Origin of the sequence: Wolbachia endosymbiont (group A) of Limnophora tigrina (genome assembly GCF_964263225.1) — a bacterium.
Classification (GTDB): Bacteria; Pseudomonadota; Alphaproteobacteria; order Rickettsiales; family Anaplasmataceae; genus Wolbachia.
On sequence record NZ_OZ181654.1, the window covers coordinates 686178 to 702343 of the forward strand.

A 16166-nucleotide genomic window follows, 5' to 3' on the forward strand; every position below is an offset into this window, starting at 1 on the left:
TTCATGAGCTGTTTAACTACTTGAATGAAGAAAGTATTTGCAAATACATTAATTGTTGCTTATAATTAATGAGAAAGTATATATTGAATTAATAATAAAGTAATAAAGTCGGTTGTAGACTTAGTAAAGTATATTTAATAGCGGAGGCTAATATGAGTAATAAAATAATTGTACCTTTTGATGATCAAGAAGGAAGTACTTACGAGTTAAACATTGATCTTGATAGATTATCGAAAGGTGAGATGTTAAATGCGATTATAGGAATTGGCCGTACTAAGGAGCAATCCACCTTTGTAAGCAAAATTAATAAGGCTAAAAAGTTTGGAGAAGTGCCCTTCCCTAATAGAGACGTTCAAATCAACTACGGAAAAGGGCTTGACTACATATATGGCACAAAACCTTTGAGTAATCAAGCAGATTATCCAGAAGGGTTGAATCCATTTGCTTCAGCTTTGCAAAAAATAAAGCCAAGTGCAGAAACTTTGAGCTGGTTAAAAAGTGAAGTGGTAGAGGCAAAGAATGTAAATGAATTGCACAAAGTTATAGACAAAGTACTAGCTTCTGGAGGAAGGCTAAATGCATGTAATGATGGAGAGTGGAGCTTTGCTGAATATGTAGTATTGGGTACACATTTTCATAAATTAGAAAAAAGTGATCGAAAAAAGATAATGCGTAAATTAATGCTAAGCGGTGCAGAGTTTCATGATACTTTATTGGAGAATAAATTGATAGGTGAAATCTATAATGAGCTACAACCAGAAGTTCAGCCACAGATAGAGAAGCAACTAGAAGAACTAGAAAAAGCTGGCGAAAGTGCTGTTCAAGAAGGAGAATTAATAGATATCGAGATAGACAATACAACATCGTATATAGAATTTTCTGATAATAGCAAGGTAGAGGTAGCCAAAATACTGGAAGCAAACAGAAAGTTAGGAAGTAATATTTTAAAAATTGGTAATGATGCAGTTGAGGTTAAAAGCGAGAAGGGAGGTATAAGAAACTATATCGATATGTCAGATGAAAGCTCTATTATATTACAATTTCCTACAAGCATTGGTCAGCTAAATATTATATTGTACCACGATGTAAAAAAATATGATCAAGTACAAGTCAGAGTAGAAAACAAGGAAATGTGGGCTGAGTTACAAAAAAGAGGCGAAGAAATAGGAAAAAACTGCCTTTTTGGGGGAGTGAAACTTCAAGAAGCAGTAGAGAAAGGTAATTTCACTAGATGTGGCATATGGAATGAAAAGTATGCTATAAAAGAGATTGGCAATGATGAAGTATTGTCTTCATGGGTAAATAGGGTATGTGGAGGTAGTAAAGAAACCTTTAGGGAACTTTAATTCATTTATTTTAAGGTTCCAGAGTTTACTGGAGCCTTTGAGCTATAGTAGAAAATATTATATATATGGTTTTTTGCGTGGAAAAAAGTCTAGATTATGAAGTAGGACAAAAAGTAAAAAGTTGGAGGTTAGAGCGAGGTTATACTCAGAAGGGTTTAGCTGAGAAAATTGGTGTAAAGTACTGGGTAATACTGCAATATGAGAAAGGGAACCGTAAAATTCCAATTAAGAAGTTATATGCCATAGCAGAAGCATTATCAGTAAATGTTAAAGGTCTAGTTTGTGGAGAGACACTACCAAATAAAAAAAGATATTTTGAAGATGAAGAAATATTAAATTTAGTAAAGGGGTATAAGGATAAAGAATTAAGCGAGGTATTTTATTTATTAACCAAATTTATTCGTTTGAGTGAGGAAAGAAGCAGAAAAGCGGTAAAAATGGAAGTAGCAAGGGGTTTGATGAAAGTAGGAGTTTCTGCTCATGTTATCTCTCGAACAACTAACTTATCTATTGGTGAGTATGAGGAGAACAAAATTCCCATTCCATACAAAGTAGGGCAAAGGATAAAAGAGTGGAGATTGATACGAGGATATACACAAAAAGATTTAGCGAATAAAGTTGGCATAACAAATCAAGGAATATACGAGTATGAACAAGGGAGAGCTGCTGTCTCACTTGAAATGTTAGATGAAATAGCAAAGGTATTATCAATCAGTATCATAGATCTACTTCCCGAATCAGATGAGGATAGTGAAGCGGAAGAAAAGCTATCAAACTTGATAGAAGAATACAAAAAGATTGAGAGTCGAGAATTACGCGATATGCTAATCAAGTCTTTATTTAAAGGTATACATGTTTGTAGAGAAAAGGTCAGAGAGGAAAAGAAGATTGAAGTTGCAAGGAATTTAGTGAAAGAAGGAATTTCTGTTGATATTATCTTGCAAACGACAGGCTTATCAAATTATATGATTGAGAAATTTTTGTGATTTCATAAAAACTTAGCCAATAGTGGATTTTTTTGTGATAGAATATATGTTTGCTTCTGTAGGAAAAACAGCTTTTAGAGGATTTATCTATGATAATTCAGAGCATATTGGCTCAGCAAGCTACGAGCTGGGGAAAAAAATAGAAGGTTGTAGGATAGTACAAGGGTATACTCAGGCAAAATTAGCAAGCAAAATTGGTTTAACACATAAGGAAATACATAACTTTGAACTAGGGTGCAAGGCTATTACAATCAAAGAATCGTATATAATAGCAGGAGCATTGTCAGTTAATGTTATAGATCTACTTCCAGAACCAACAGTACTAAGAGAAAACAGTTGGTATGAAGATGAGGATAAAGAAATAGTCTATCTAACAAAAATACATAGAGAAATTAAGGATCAGGAATTACGCAAGAAGCTGTATCCATTAGTAAGGTTTGTATATATTAGCGAGAAAATTAGCCAAGAAGAAGCGAAAATAGAAGTAGCAAAGAATCTAGTGAAAGAAGGAGTTTCAGTTGATATTATTTCCCAAGTGACTCGCTTATCTACTTATGAATATGATGATATAGAGAAAGAAATTTGTACTGATTCTATACTCTACAAAGTGGGGAAAAGGATAAAAGAGCAGAGATTAATACGGGAATACACTCAGGAGGACTTGGCAAATAAAATCGGTTCAACACCTAAAGAAATACACGACTATGAACGAGGATATACAGACATTCCAATTGAAATATTATATAAGATAGCAAAGACATTATCAGTTAACATTAAAGCTCTTGGACTAACAGAATATGAAAATGAGCCAGTTTTTGGGTTTATAGGTAAATGCGAAAAAATTGAGGATCAAGAATTACTGGATACGGTAGCCAGATCTTTATCTGAAGGAATGCAAACTGGTAAAGAAAAGGTTAAAAAAGCAGAGAAAATCAAGATTGCAAAAGATCTAGTTAAGGAAGGTGTTGCTATTGATATTATTGTGCGAGCAAGTGGCCTAACTGCTGATGAGTGTGAAAATTGAATGTGTTTAAGATATAAGTAAAGTTAGTTAATGATTTAACCAACAGAATTTGCTAACCAACTTTTTTGGCTCAGTTGAATTTTGCTTGGTATAAATTAAGATATGAAATCGCAAAGTTTATCTATTAATTTCTGGTTGTCCTCTATCATTGCATTTGCCTCTTGCTGAAGAGATTTGATATTTTTGAGTGTAATATTGTCCATCTCAGTCGATGCTACTTTCAATTGCGATTGTATTCTTATATATTTATCGTCTATTACTTGTTCTAGTTGATAATCAACGCAATCCAATCCAGAGGCAAACATCACATTCAGTAGTGGCTTGATCCACCCTATTTTGCCAAATTTCCTTGAGTTAGCATACTTTATACTTCTATCTGTTCCACCAGTGCCTATTGATAGCAGTATAATCTCATCATTTGGAAATAACCTCTTACCACTTGCATATGCACAAGCCGCTGGATTATTTGCAAACACTCCACCATCTATCAATACTCTCTCTGTTTGGCTAATTTTCAGACGTTTTGGTGTGAAGTACGTTGGAGCAGCTGTTGTAGCTCTGAGTGCATCTTTCAACTTAATGTTTTTTTCTTTCCAACTTTTGAAGAAAAATTCACAACTATTCTGAATGTCATAACTTGTATCTTGTAAAAAGCATCTAGTGTTTTAAGCTTAAGCATTAGGTGGAGAAGGGAAGAACTCTGAGTCATAACTTAGATATAAAATCTGTTGACCAGATAAGAGTCCCCCTTCTCAAAAGTATAGGCTGGACGGTATCGTAGAAAGACCTCAATGGTTCTAATTCTGTATTCACAAGGTAAGCATCGGACAGATATAAAACCTGTCAAACCAGAAAGAAACTCCTATTTTCTACTTTTTTGAATATAATTTTACGGAGAAGCGCTTCTGCAGTTATAGCCGAATAGGCAATGGTGCCTTAGTGCCCGTAGGTTAGCATGGTTTTGGAAGGAACGATCAAACCACTGATGGAGTCTTTGAGACTACCTCGATTAGAAGAGCGTATAATTCAACCGTTCCAAGCTGAAGTGCTTTTCAACTATTATATGATGGAGGTTAGAAATGGCAAAAACAAAAAGTAAATTAGAGGTAATGAACCCTGATGCGGCAGGAATAGATATTGGTTCATCTGTGCATTATGTATGTGTACCAGAAGGAAGAGATAAACAGAATATACAAAAATTCTGCTGCTTCACAGAAGATCTTTATAACTTAGCAAAGTGGTTAAAGAGGTGCAAAGTTACTACAATAGCCATGGAATCAACAGGAGTGTATTGGATCCCTTTGTTTCAAGTACTTGAATCATATGGATTTGAAGTAAAATTAGTAAACGCAAAATATGTTAAGAATGTGCCTGGAAGAAAATCTGATGTTCAGGATTGCCAGTGGTTACAACAACTGCATAGCTATGGACTGCTTCAAGGGTCATTTAGACCAGATAATCAAATTTGTGTATTACGCAGCTACGCTAGACAACGAGATAACCTAATAAAAAGTGCAGCAGCACACATTCAACGTATGCAAAAAGCGTTAATTCAAATGAACATTCAATTGCATAAGGTGATAAGCGATATAACAGGAGTTACTGGCATACAAATTATTAAAGCAATACTTGAAGGTGAAAGAAATCCAGAAAAATTAGCTGAATTAAGAGATGGACGAATAAAAAATGATAAATCTACCATTGCAAAAGCATTAGCAGGAGACTATAGAGAGGAACACCTGTTTACACTAAAACAAGAGTTTGAGCTATACAATATTTATCAGGAAAAAATAGCAGAATGTGATAGAAGTATTGAAGGATATTATAAAACATTTGAGACAAAGTCAGGTGGGAACAAGCTATGTAATAAAATAAAGCGTAAGTCTACAAAACATAGGCCAAACTTTGCTATACACGAAGAACTGCATAGAATTACAGGTAGGGATTTCACAAAAGTTCCAGGACTTGATGTAGTAACCATACAAACAATAATTTCAGAAACTGGCATAAACCCTAATAGATGGCGGACAGAAAAACACTTTTCATCGTGGTTAGGGCTCAGCCCTGCCAATAAAATTACAGGAGAAAAAGTGTTTAGCACAAGAACGCGTAAAGTCATTAATCGTGCTGCAAATGCATTTCGAATAGCTGCTCACTGTGTATCAAGAAGCAACAGCGGAATAGGTGCGTACTGTAGAAGAATAAAGAGACGACTAGGTGCACCAAAAGCAATCACGGCTACCGCAAGAAAACTAGCATGCATTTTTTATAGTATGCTAAAGTATGGGCAAGAGTATGTTGAAAAAGGAATGAACTATTATGAAACACGTTACAAAGAGAGAGTTAAAAAAAACTTGATCAAAAAAGCACAGGAATTTGGCTACATCTTAGTTCAAAAAGATGAACTGGTTGAGGGAGTTTCTTAGAAGCCTTACTTTTCATTTTAAAATAGTAACGTATGGAGTTATATATGATCAACAACTTTCTTGGTATAGATGTTTCAAAAGAACGCTTTGACGTTTTTCTTTCGTTTATAAGTAAAAAAGGAAAACGTGAAACTAGAAAAAGGAAATTTAAAAACGATGATTCTGGATTTCAAGGCCTGGCAAACTTTCTACAAAAACATAACATAGAAGAGGTAAAAGCCTGTATGGAAGCTACTGGTTGCTATAGTGAAGCTTTGGCTGAATTTCTCCACAATGCCGGATATTTCGTTAGTGTTGTAAATCCTTATTGCATAAAATCTTATGCAAGGAGTAAGTTGAAACGACAAAAGAATGACCAGTCTGATGCAGAGATTATTGCAGATTATTGTCAAAGACAGGAACCTTCTCGTTGGACACCACCTTCTCCTGAAAAGAAAAAATTAAAACATCTTTATCGTTGCTCAGATGCATTAAAAGATGAGTTAACACTAGCAAATAATCATTTAGAAAAAAAAGAGAGACTTCCTGAAGAAGTTGTAAATGCTTGGGAAAGCCTTGCAATGAACATAGAACAATCAACAGAAACAATAAAAAACTCCGTACGTGAACTATTAAATCAACACAAAGAATTGTTGGAAAATTTTCAACTTCTATTGACTATTCCAGGCATAGGAGAAGAATCAGCAATAGCTATTTTAGCTGAAATTCCTGATATAAAAACTTTTATAAATGCCAGGCAATTGGCAGCATATGCTGGAACTATACCACAAAATATAACATCAGGCTCATCTGTACATGCCAAGCCCAGATTAAGTAAAACCGGTTCACGCATATTACGTAAGGCAACGTACTTTCCTGCTATAGTAGCTAAAAATCACAATCCTATCATTATGACTTTTTGTGAGAAGTTAAAAGAGAAAGGCAAGCATAATATGGCCATTGTGGGAGCTGCAATGCGTAAATTACTCCATATAGTTTTTGGTGTTTTAAGTTCAAGGAAGGCTTTTAATCCAGATCATATCAAGAACTATAGAGTTAGGAGGTTTACTGAAGCTTAAAAGGAAACGTCCAAAAATGCGAGTTCTAGATTAAAAGGTTAAAGTTTATGATACTACTGTACAGAATTTATCTATTGCTTTTTGATTACATTCAATCATCATTTGTGCTTCTTTTTTTAAACACTTGATATTTTCGTATGTTGTATTGTCCATCTCCGTTGATGCTACTTTTAGCTGCGATTGAATTCTGATATAGCTATTGTTAATAATCTGGTCTAGCTGATAATTTACACAATCTAGTCCAGAGGCAAACATTACGTTTATCAATGGCTTAATCCAGGATATTTTGCCAAGTCTTTTCGATCTGAGGTATTTAATGGAATGAGACGATCTGCCAGTGCCGATGGACAGAAGTACTACATCATCGTTAGGAAATAGCTTTCTGCTGCTTGCATAGCTACATGCTGCTGGATTATTGGCAAAAACTCCTCCATCTATTAATACCATTTCCTTTTGGTTGATTTTTAAATATTTAGGTGCAAAGTAAGTAGGTGCTGCAGTTGCTGCTCTTAATACATCCCTTAATTTAATAAAATTTCTATCCTCTTTCCAGCTTTTGAAGAAAAATGGGCAATTATTGTGAATATCGTAACTCGTAATCAACACATTACTTAAAGTGTTTTTAAGGATATCATCGCCAAAATATTTATGAAGTACATGTTCAATATTTTTACTGGGGTATTGTGCACCGTTAATCCAAGAAAATATTGATCTTCTTAGAAATGAAGACTTAAAAATATAAGGTCCGTACTCCTGATAAAGATTAACCAAGTCATCAGCTGAATATTGTAGCTTTCCTTTGCTATCTTTTTTACATAATCCTGCTACAATAGTACCACCAGTTGAAGTACCCACCAATAAATCAAAAATTTGAGAAATAGGTTTACCCGTTTTTTGCTCTATTCTGGATAATATCATTGCTGGAATAATTCCTCTTATTCCACCACCATCAATTGAGAGAATATATTTTGTCATTTGTACTAAACTTTAGATGTTCTTGAGTATCTTTATTACCTGGTTACAATTGCTGCTTGTTTTATAAGAGACAGATTCGCTGAACGTATAACTGATGCACTGCCTCTCACATTGACTTTAACAGAGTTGCTTAGTAACTTTGTAAAACAATTCTCATAAAATAAGAAGGCACAGTAAAAAATTAGTGTAACTATTTATAAGTACGCCACACAAACTGAAAGTACTTATAAATAGTTACACTAGTTTATAGAAGGTATCAGCCTAAATTAAAACTTTTTGTTATTTTTTATTCTTTTTAGCTAAATAATTTGTTGACAATAAAGACGGTATCTGGTGAGTAGTAGATTACTCGCAACATCGGCCATAGTACTTTCACCAAAGTATTTGTTGAGAATAAATTCCATATTTCTATATGAGTACTGAGAACCACTCAGCCAAGAAGCAATTGATTTTCTCCAAAATGATGATTGAAAGATATATGCTCCATACTCTTGGTAAAGTTCAACCAAATCATTGGCAGAGTATTGAAGTTTATTGCTTTTACAAAGTCCAGCAACAATAATCCCACCGGTTGAGGTTCCTGCCATTAAATCAAAAATCTGGGAAATTGGCTTTTTTGTCCTAGATTCAATTTCTGCTAGAATAATGGCAGGTATTATCCCTCTAATGCCACCTCCATCTACAGATAAAATGTACTTTGTCACTGTAAAATTTATTTGTGTTTGTGAATAGCTTCAAGTTCGTTGACTTCTTCAGTGAGGTTTTTCACTCTCTCTTCAAGTCGATAGACTATTTCGATTAGTTCTTGGTTTTTTTCTATAAATTTATCATGGATGTGTACACGTAAGTCAAGTTTTGCCAACCACCATATGAATCCTACAGTCTGTAGAACTATTGTTATTATTACCGCTATTGGGATTTTTTGCTTTTTCATGTGAAAATATTAACTTGTTATGGATAGTTTTGGAAATTTATATGCAGATTATAGAAAACTTACAGCTTTAGTGATTACTTTTTGTTGATTCGTATTGATCCTCTGCTTTAGCAAGTAGCTTTATGATTTCATCATAAGGTTTGTCCTTATTATGCCGTGATCTTAATACAGCAATTTTCCTTGGTGTTTTTCCATCTGTATCTCTAATGGTAGGATCTGAACCTTTGTCTAATAAAAATCTAATTATCTCCAATTTGCCTTCATATGTAGCTGCATGTAAAGGTGTCCATCTTTCATATTTCGTAGCATTTATATCAACTCCTTTTTCTACTAGGAATTTTACAACCTCTGCACATCCCTCTTCTGCAGCATAATGTAGTGCTGTTAATTTAGGGATCTGCACATTAATATCTAATAGATTTTCTACTAAGAATTTTACAGTCTCTAAGTTACAATTTTGAGAAGCAATGCGTAATATCGTTTTATAATTATCTGCAGCCTTTGCCTTCATGTAGGAATAGGTAGCAATAATACATACTATTACTGTTATAAGCCACCAAAAATGCAGCTTGTTTTTTGTATCTTGACCCAATTTATCCATATTCAACATCTTTTTAATATTAAATAGATCATTTACTCATTTTTTATTAACATTACTTACTCAAAGATGCTGACAACATAGTAAGGTAACCTGAGCTATTTAAAGTATGCTCCGCTCTATTAACTATCCATTCACCATCTACCGCTTGGTTAAAGTCTATAAGATTAAGTTTAGCTTCTGCAAAAATTTGAGGATTACCAGGCATAGTTATATCTAAAGCTTCATTGTTACGCTTCAATTGTTTCAACTTGGCATTTGCTGCACTCAGCGCTGACTCTGCATTAGAGTAAAGTTCCAGCATAATATAACTTGGCTCGCTACTACCAACTGTTTCTTTAATAGTTTCGCCCTTTTCATAGCTATGCCACTTTGCCACTACTGAATTATACTTATCACGTACGGTAAAATGTACTTTCCAGTTAATTGTATCTTGAGGTCTAATAGTCGTTGTTCCTAAAGCTTTTCCTGTGGCTGATTTTGCCATATTCTTTGAAATAAACAATATATACCCACCAGCTAATTTTGCCATTGCTTCACGCTCTGTTGCGATCTTTGTTAACAGACTTATATCACTTTCATCTGCCTGATTAATGTGGGGTATCAATACATTCTTAAATTCCTTAGCGACTTTGTATCCATATCCATGTTTTTGGGCTATTTCTTTTACTAAGTTTTCTATGGTAATTTGGCGCCATTCTTTTGATACTTTTGCCTTCAAAGATATTCTTAAATTTGTTGCATGAGCTTTGATTAGTAGAGTCTTAGGTGGACCCTGTATAGTCACTTCGTTGACTGTATATATACCCATTGGAAAGATTCCAAATTCCTTATAACCTAGTGCTATGTTCAATTCATTCGGAATATCTATGTCTTCATCCCTGTAATCAACACACACTTTAACTACATCATCTATTATTCCTGATTCATCTGTAAGGTGCAATGATATAACTCTATCTTTAATTGATTCACATTTATCTATTATAAAATCTGGCTGCATTTATTCCCAGACCTTTAATTTTGACTTTTGTACTATTTTCTTAATAGTAGGAAGCTTTATCTTTAATTCTGCGGGCAAAAAGCTTCCGTATTCTGCCAAACCCAAGTTCTCTGCTAGTACTAATTCCACTACTCCATCAGTAAATCCGTAATGTTTCCAGCAAATCAGATCTAACATCTCATTTTCTTTACTCACATAGTATATAGTCATCTATAGCTTTTTAAACTCAAACTAAATTCAATTTTTCTCGGTAGTCCATTAGGTAAAAAATACATCTGCTTTTCTTCTAACCTAGTAATTACGAATTGTCCTAAAATATTACCTAAACTATCTACTAAAATATGTGGTTTTTCAGTTTCTTTCACACTCTTTAATTGATTTAGCACGTTGAGATTATGCAGATAAATCATTCCTTCTAAATCTATATTTTCTACACCTTGACCGATATTTTGTAATAGTGGCATATTTTCAATACACTCAATCGTGCTCCAACGATTTTCTCTGCTATACTTTAAACTTGTGGGAGCAAACTTATATGGACCAAGAGATAGCATCAATAAAATGTCTCTACCGTATCAAATAAAACATCACGTGACTTTTCTCTTATCCTTTTTATTACTTCATCTGCAAGACTACGAACATCTTGGTTAGGTTCTGCTTTAATGCTGATAGTGTAATTATTAGTGATGTTCTGAGTTTTATTTTGTTCTTTATTTTCAAACTTACTCCTTGCAAAATCTGCAAATATCTTATCGCTCTCTGTCTCCTCAATAAGGCTTTTGACTCTGAAGCTATTTTTATTTCTCTTTGAAAATTCTTTAATTATACTGTTACCTAGCACAGGATTTCCACTGTTGAGAATATTACTCTTTATGGGAGTATGGACTGCTTTTATTTCAGTTTTTCTTTTTTCAAATTCTTTCAGTGGGCTATTTTCCAATACTTTTCCAAATACACTTTCCCCTATCCATGAAAAAGCTTTTCCTATAGGTTCAATGAGTGATTTCCACAAGCTAGAGAAAAAGTCTTTCACCTTTTGCCAGTTAGCTATAACAAGAGCTGCACCAGTAACAAGTCCAGCAACTAAAAGTCCTATAGGGTTAGCGAGTGTTATTGCTCTTAGTCCTGTTACTACTGCAGGAAAAACTATAGCTGATAAAAATGAAAATACTCCAAGTAGGTTTGCTTTCAGACTAAAAATCGTACTTCCTAGCAATGTAAATCCGTATCCTAGTCCTACTGCTACAATTTTTAAACTTATCAAGGATGCTACAGTACCCATGATTGCCGTGGTTAAAGTTGGATATTTTTCTGCAAACTCTGCTATATATCTAGTTTTTTCTTGTAAAAATTCAGCTATAGATTTTAAAGTAGGCAACATCACTGAGCCCAGGTTCATACCAACTTCAGCTATTGCATTTCGAAGAAGTCGTAATTTATTAGCTGTAGTGTCTGCACGATTTTTGAATTCTTCTTGTAGAGAGCTCTTGTACTTTTCTGTATTAGCCAATAACTTTATTGCATCCTCATACTTATTAAAACTTCCAGCTAATAATGCAATATCATCTTGATATTCCTGACCGAAAAGTTTCATAAGGATTGTAGAACGTTCCTGGTTATCCATTTTCTTTAGAGTTTGAAAAAAATAGAGTAATGCTTCTTCGCCGTTTTCGCTTATTCTTTGTACTATTTCTTCTGCAGTTATTCCCATTTGCTCTAATGCTGCTTTAAAATCCCCTCCTTGTTCTTCAGCAGTCTGAAGTTTACTAAGTAGAGCATTTATAGCAGTTGCAGCTTTTGCTGGTTGTTTACCTAAACTAACGAAGGCATTTACTAAACTACTTGTTTCCTTGATGTCAAGACCAAATTGTTTTGCAGTACCACCAACTATTGCTAGAGCTTCAACCATATCTTTTGCTTTGGCAGCAGTGTTATCTGATAAGTGATTGATTACATTACCAACGTATTCCATTTTACTAACATCAATTCCATAAACGTTAGAGAGTTTAGCTATAGAATCACCTGCTTGCTCTGCAGACATATCAAATGCTGTAGACATTTTTGCCACTGTTTCTGTAAACATAAAAAGATCTTCTTTCTTGATACCAAGTTGACCACCACTTGCAGCTATTTGTGCCAGTTCTGCGGCTGATAATGGTATAGTACGTGACATCTCTTTTAACTTCTTTGCAAATTTAGTTGCTTCATCCGTTCCTTTTTTAAAATCTACCACTTTTGTAACATCAGCCATAGCACTTTCAAAGTCAATTGCAACTTTAACTGGAGCTGCAAGCGTTAGCCCTAGCCCAATAGTCTCTATAATTTGTGACTTAAAATGTGCTTTGCTTGCTAAAAAACTTTGGTGACTACGTATTGCAGATCCAAGCTTACCATACTTACCTTTTAATACTTCAATAGAAGAGCCAAGTTTATGTTGGTCACTTACTAAGTACTTAATATTTCTTCCACTTTTTCTTACTTCTTCATTAAATGAATGCAAAGCATCTCTCTTTTTCAAATATGCTTCTTTTGCTTTTATTGCGGAGGTTTTGGCCTTGTCAAATTCTGCTTTTAAAGTTTTGCTCGGTTTCTCTATTGCCTTCATTTGTTTAGCTAAAGATTTTACTTGATCTTCAAAGCCTTTCCATGACCTCTTGCTAGTCAAAACATCATGACCTAACTGCTTAAACTTTGATACTGATTTTAAAGATGAGTCAAGCTTTCTTATATTCTCACCAAGATGAGTAAGTTGACTGCTACTTCCTTTTATTACAGTACTGAAACTGCCATCTAGGACTGCTCCAATTTTTATAGATAACGTTGACATTGTACCTTCCTCGCTGCTTTATGCCATAAGATAAATTCATTAATCTCCATATCAAGTATTTGTTCAACCCCGCCTCCTACAATAGAGCTGAACATTAATACTTCTAATCTCAAGTTTTTTGGATAATCGGTGAAAAAAAATCCTTTAATACCTCTTGAATTTTCACATAATCAGCAATATCTAACTCTTCAATTGCTTCTTTTGCAACTGATGTCAAATTGGCAGTCAAAGTTACTTCTTTACTAAGGTCACTACCATTTAAGCGTTCAATTGCAAGATAGTCTCTAACTTTTGGACGTCTAACAGTAAGTTCTGAGACAGAAATTCCATCAACTGTTATTGGGTTATTAAGTGTTATAGCTTGCATGTTCCTCCTTAAAAAGCTAATTAAATAAAAATCTATATCGGCTTTTACATAACTAATTTCTTTGTTATAACTATGGTGCTATAAATAGGATTAGCTTTGATAAGAATCTTTCCTATGTTCAATTGAAGTAATAACTACTGTATGCTCTGGCGCATCTATGTAATAAAGTATACGGTAGGTACTTACACGTAGACTACGTTGCCCGCTTAAGTTGTGCTTTAATGGCTTTCCAAGTCCAATTGGATCAGCTGTTAGACGCTCCATTATTGCCTTCTTAATCATTAACTTTACTTTGTGTCCGTTCAGCAGAGCGGCAAAATAAGGTAGACAAAGCAAGATAATAAAGATAATCATAGGGTAAATATGAGGTAATATGGTAAACCTTTTAGAACTCTGCAAAAATTTACAGCAAAAAATAGAAAAGTTAGAAGCAAAAATAGAAAGATTGGAAAGAGAGAATGAAAGTTTAAAAGCAGAGCATGAGGCTTTAAAGATAGAGAACGCTGAATTAAAGGAAAGGCTAGGTTTAAATTCAAAAAACTCATCAATTCCCAATTCAAAAGAATTATACAAAATGAAAAAGGAAAAGCCAAAAAGCGAAAGAAAGATTGGTGGTCAAGTTGGGCATAAGGGTAATTATCGTGCTAAAATGGAAGCAGATGAGGTGATAAAGATAGAGTTGTCACCTACTTGCGAATGCGGAGGGAAGATTGCAATATGCGAAAAACCTTATATTCATCAGAAAGTAGATCTTCCGGAGATTAAGGCTTATGTAATGGAATATCAGTTGGAACATGGCCGTTGTCAGAGATGCGGAAAAAGAAGAAGTAGCAAGTTACCAGAGGGTGTTACGCCAGATACATTTGGCCCAAGGGTTAAGTCAGTAGTTGCAGCACTCAGTGGGTTTTATAAAAATTCAAAGCGCGAAGTAGCTAGCATCATAAATGATATCTTCAATTTGAACATAAGCGTCGGTAGCATATCAAATAGTGAACATAGAGTTGCTTCAAAATGCAAAAAAATGTATGAGCAGATCGAACAAGAGATAAGTAGGAGTAAAGTTCTACATATTGATGAAACGAGCCATTATAACAAAGGTAAACTCGCTTGGTGTTGGATGTTTGCAAGCAATACGGCAAGTTTTGTGAAGTTGACAGAGTCAAGGGGAATGAAAGTTTTAAAAAATAGTGTATGCTGCAATCGTAATAGCTTGGTAGTAACCGACAGATATGCAGCATACAACTACTTTGCTAATGAAAGAAGGCAAATCTGTTGGGCACACTTAGCAAGGGATTTTGAAAGATTAGCGCATAGTTGGAAATTTGAAGTTAAAGTTCTGGGCTGTTACTTGAGAAATGTAGCCACTGAGTTATTTGCACTGAAAAAAGCTTTACTAAAAAATGAGATAGATGTTTCAAGATTTATTAGACGTGCCAAGAAATTGCGAAAACGTACAAGGTATTATTTGAAGGAAATATCTCGCTTACCTGAAGCAATTGGAGCGTCTCGAGTTGCAAAGAATATTTTGAAATCTGAAAGAATGATGTGGAAATTTTTAGATGACCCAGAAAATACTCCGCTGACAAATAATCACGCTGAACGGCAAATACGGCATTATGTCGTTTATCGCAAAAATTCATATTTTACACAATCAGAACGAGGAAACTCATTCCTTGAGCAAATAATTTCGTTATACTTAACATGGAAACAGAGGAGGCTAAACCCTTTTCACAATCTTCTATCTATCGTTTCTTAAACCACTCTGCTGAACGGATACCTTTACTTTTGCTGGAAGAGCCGGAATGTCTTTCTTTATAACAGATTCTGAATAGTCTATATTGTAAGGCTTAATCCCAGAAGGCATCTTGATGTTTAACCCTCTTTTCTTTATAGCGTTCGTCAGCAATCTTAGATAATTCCATATCTTCAATTTCTTCTTCCATTAATTCAGTTAATAACTTTAAAACGGACTTGTCTTGAGATTGTGCTACACTAACAAGTAAACCAGTTAGCTGCTCTATGGAATTTGTATGAGCTTTAGAATCCATATTAACTATATACCTACAACTTCTTATATTTTAACATTTTTATGTAATTTTGTCAACCATATTAGATCCCTAGAATCGTTTGTAGCAAGGCCATTTGATCAACACCATTTATCTTTCTTATCATATTTTCAGCATCGATTTCTATCAGCTCATTACCGCCTATAGTAAGTTTATAGTAATGGGCAGCTACAGTACATTTCAGCGTTGCTTTCTCAGCAGGTTTCCAGTTACCAAAATCAAATTCTTTAAAAATGCCTCTTAAATTGATTATTACTGCTCCAATATCATTACTTCCACTACCTTGCATTCCACCTCTGAGCGTCAAAGATACCGAATTTCCATTTATCAACCCAAATAGCCGAAAGAGCTCTGTATCGTATTCAGCAAAAGTGAAATCTGCTTCAAGCTTTTCCATGCCCATGTCAATATTTATTGGAATATCCATACCACCAGCACGGTACTCCTCTGTTTTTATGGTAAGCTTTGGTAGCGTTATTTCATCAATTTTTCCTGCATAACCACGACCATCTACAAATACGTTAAAATTTCTCAGTATTTTGGGTAACACTTCGCTTTC

17 protein-coding genes and 2 pseudogenes are annotated in these 16166 nt (G+C 34.4%); 6 read left to right on the forward strand and 13 right to left on the reverse strand.

All coding sequences use genetic code 11. From position 1 onward, the window contains the following. Positions 1 to 152 precede the first annotated feature (152 nt). The 3 genes from ACE38P_RS03145 (at position 153) to ACE38P_RS03155 (ending at position 3356) form a co-directional block, all read left to right on the forward strand. A complete protein-coding gene (locus tag ACE38P_RS03145; RefSeq protein WP_374699482.1) occupies positions 153 to 1346 on the forward strand; it encodes a hypothetical protein in 1194 nt (397 codons plus the stop codon). Between the two features lie 65 nt (positions 1347 to 1411). Next, a complete protein-coding gene (locus ACE38P_RS03150; protein WP_353281234.1) occupies positions 1412 to 2332 on the forward strand; it encodes a helix-turn-helix domain-containing protein in 921 nt (306 codons plus the stop codon). A gap of 46 nt (positions 2333 to 2378) precedes the next feature. Continuing rightward, positions 2379 to 3356: a helix-turn-helix domain-containing protein gene (locus ACE38P_RS03155; protein WP_264377706.1), complete on the forward strand. Its 978-nt coding sequence runs from the start codon at positions 2379 to 2381 to the stop codon at positions 3354 to 3356. A gap of 95 nt (positions 3357 to 3451) precedes the next feature. On the opposite strand, the pseudogene ACE38P_RS03160 reads toward ACE38P_RS03155, so the two are convergent. After that, positions 3452 to 3997 (reverse strand): annotated as a pseudogene (locus tag ACE38P_RS03160) (patatin-like phospholipase family protein); the annotation flags it as partial. A 438-nt stretch (positions 3998 to 4435) separates the two neighbouring features. Between ACE38P_RS03160 and ACE38P_RS03165 the strand changes: the two are divergent. Beyond that, positions 4436 to 5782 (forward strand): IS110 family transposase, encoded by a 1347-nt coding sequence (locus ACE38P_RS03165; RefSeq protein WP_353280896.1) that lies wholly within the window; start codon positions 4436 to 4438, stop codon positions 5780 to 5782. Between the two features lie 44 nt (positions 5783 to 5826). Further along, a complete protein-coding gene (locus ACE38P_RS03170; protein WP_341816137.1) occupies positions 5827 to 6840 on the forward strand; it encodes an IS110 family transposase in 1014 nt (337 codons plus the stop codon). A gap of 45 nt (positions 6841 to 6885) precedes the next feature. Here ACE38P_RS03170 and ACE38P_RS03175 read toward each other — a convergent pair whose 3' ends face one another. The 10 genes and pseudogenes from ACE38P_RS03175 to ACE38P_RS03220 all read right to left on the reverse strand — a co-directional run bounded on the left by ACE38P_RS03175 (position 6886) and on the right by ACE38P_RS03220 (position 13805). Next, entirely contained in the window at positions 6886 to 7815 is a 930-nt protein-coding gene (locus ACE38P_RS03175) for a patatin-like phospholipase family protein (protein ID WP_374699483.1), read from the reverse strand. A 317-nt stretch (positions 7816 to 8132) separates the two neighbouring features. Then, positions 8133 to 8519: pseudogene (locus tag ACE38P_RS03180) on the reverse strand (patatin-like phospholipase family protein); the annotation flags it as partial. Between the two features lie 8 nt (positions 8520 to 8527). Continuing rightward, positions 8528 to 8749, reverse strand: a complete 222-nt coding sequence (locus ACE38P_RS03185; RefSeq protein WP_019236453.1) for a hypothetical protein — start codon at positions 8747 to 8749, stop codon at positions 8528 to 8530. 67 nt (positions 8750 to 8816) lie between these two features. Next, a complete protein-coding gene (locus ACE38P_RS03190) occupies positions 8817 to 9350 on the reverse strand; it encodes an ankyrin repeat domain-containing protein (RefSeq protein ID WP_353280942.1) in 534 nt (177 codons plus the stop codon). 52 nt (positions 9351 to 9402) lie between these two features. Next, positions 9403 to 10347, reverse strand: a complete 945-nt coding sequence (locus ACE38P_RS03195) for a phage tail protein (RefSeq protein WP_353280943.1) — start codon at positions 10345 to 10347, stop codon at positions 9403 to 9405. Continuing rightward, on the reverse strand, positions 10348 to 10557 hold the full coding sequence (locus ACE38P_RS03200) for a tail protein X (protein ID WP_353280945.1): 210 nt from the start codon (positions 10555 to 10557) through the stop codon (positions 10348 to 10350). Next, a complete protein-coding gene (locus ACE38P_RS03205) occupies positions 10554 to 10901 on the reverse strand; it encodes a phage tail protein (protein WP_022626303.1) in 348 nt (115 codons plus the stop codon). The genes ACE38P_RS03200 and ACE38P_RS03205 overlap by 4 nt, the downstream gene beginning before the upstream one ends. Further along, a complete protein-coding gene (locus ACE38P_RS03210; protein WP_353280946.1) occupies positions 10901 to 13174 on the reverse strand; it encodes a phage tail tape measure protein in 2274 nt (757 codons plus the stop codon). The genes ACE38P_RS03205 and ACE38P_RS03210 overlap by 1 nt, the downstream gene beginning before the upstream one ends. Positions 13175 to 13283: 109 nt before the next feature. After that, the gene (locus tag ACE38P_RS03215) at positions 13284 to 13541 is read right to left on the reverse strand and encodes a phage tail assembly protein (protein ID WP_010405430.1); all 258 of its coding nucleotides are present in this window, start codon (positions 13539 to 13541) and stop codon (positions 13284 to 13286) included. 90 nt (positions 13542 to 13631) lie between these two features. After that, positions 13632 to 13805, reverse strand: a complete 174-nt coding sequence (locus ACE38P_RS03220) for a type II toxin-antitoxin system RelE family toxin (protein ID WP_241654113.1) — start codon at positions 13803 to 13805, stop codon at positions 13632 to 13634. 109 nt (positions 13806 to 13914) lie between these two features. On the opposite strand from ACE38P_RS03220, the gene tnpC reads away from it, so the two are divergent. After that, the gene (tnpC, locus tag ACE38P_RS03225; protein ID WP_374699327.1) at positions 13915 to 15297 is read left to right on the forward strand and encodes an IS66 family transposase; all 1383 of its coding nucleotides are present in this window, start codon (positions 13915 to 13917) and stop codon (positions 15295 to 15297) included. 91 nt (positions 15298 to 15388) lie between these two features. Here the strand turns inward: tnpC and ACE38P_RS03230 are convergent, their stop codons facing one another. Together ACE38P_RS03230 and ACE38P_RS03235 are read right to left on the reverse strand one after the other, a co-directional pair. Beyond that, on the reverse strand, positions 15389 to 15589 hold the full coding sequence (locus tag ACE38P_RS03230; RefSeq protein WP_007303020.1) for a hypothetical protein: 201 nt from the start codon (positions 15587 to 15589) through the stop codon (positions 15389 to 15391). A gap of 61 nt (positions 15590 to 15650) precedes the next feature. Continuing rightward, positions 15651 to 16157, reverse strand: a complete 507-nt coding sequence (locus ACE38P_RS03235; protein WP_253303050.1) for a phage major tail tube protein — start codon at positions 16155 to 16157, stop codon at positions 15651 to 15653. Positions 16158 to 16166 lie beyond the last annotated feature (9 nt).